Source organism: Gilliamella bombi, assembly GCF_900103255.1.
Classification (GTDB): domain Bacteria; phylum Pseudomonadota; class Gammaproteobacteria; order Enterobacterales; family Orbaceae; genus Gilliamella; species Gilliamella bombi.
Window position 1 is genome coordinate 1 of record NZ_FMWS01000010.1, and the last position, 619, is coordinate 619.

The window sequence follows — 619 nt, forward strand, 5'->3', positions numbered from 1 at the left end:
ATAATTTAATGTTTGTAAAGATGGTAATTCAGCTAATCTTGCAATGGTTGAAAGCTCAATATTTGCATAGCATAACTCTAACTGCTTAACCTGATTTAAAAGCCCACGATCTAACCATTGGTTAAATAATGAATCCTCAATTGACCAGATAGATAGGTTATCGGCAAATATATCTTGTTTTGCCAATAAATCATCAAAGGTTTTAAAATCAAGACCTAAATCATCTCGAGGCACTAATAGTGAAACATAAGCATAATCATCCTCAATAATTGCACGACTGATCTGTTTTTGCTCGTTGAAATATAATTTTATGTTGCCTGAATGATCTGTTCCTGCATAATCTAAATAGCGTGATTCAATCCTTTTATATGCATTATTTTCCCATTCTAAATACCACTCTCGATCGCCAGTTGTTTCGGTAATATCAATATGCTTTTCTTCGTAACTTTTTATTCGACCTGTACCATCAGGATAATAACTGATATTTTTAACAAACCAACCATCAATACACAAATGTTCGACTTGTACAAAACCAAAACTATATTGATAACATAAACCTGTAAATGGTTTTCCTTGATAAGAATAACGGATGTCGTTCATTTCATAATCAAAATCACCG

Annotated in this window: 1 protein-coding gene; it reads right to left on the reverse strand. The window is 32.1% G+C overall.

The window, feature by feature from the left end:
• Positions 1–600: hypothetical protein (locus tag B9N71_RS01995; RefSeq protein ID WP_143421990.1), on the reverse strand; the 600-nt coding region annotated here is incomplete at its 3' end.
• Positions 601–619: the final 19 nt, after the last annotated feature.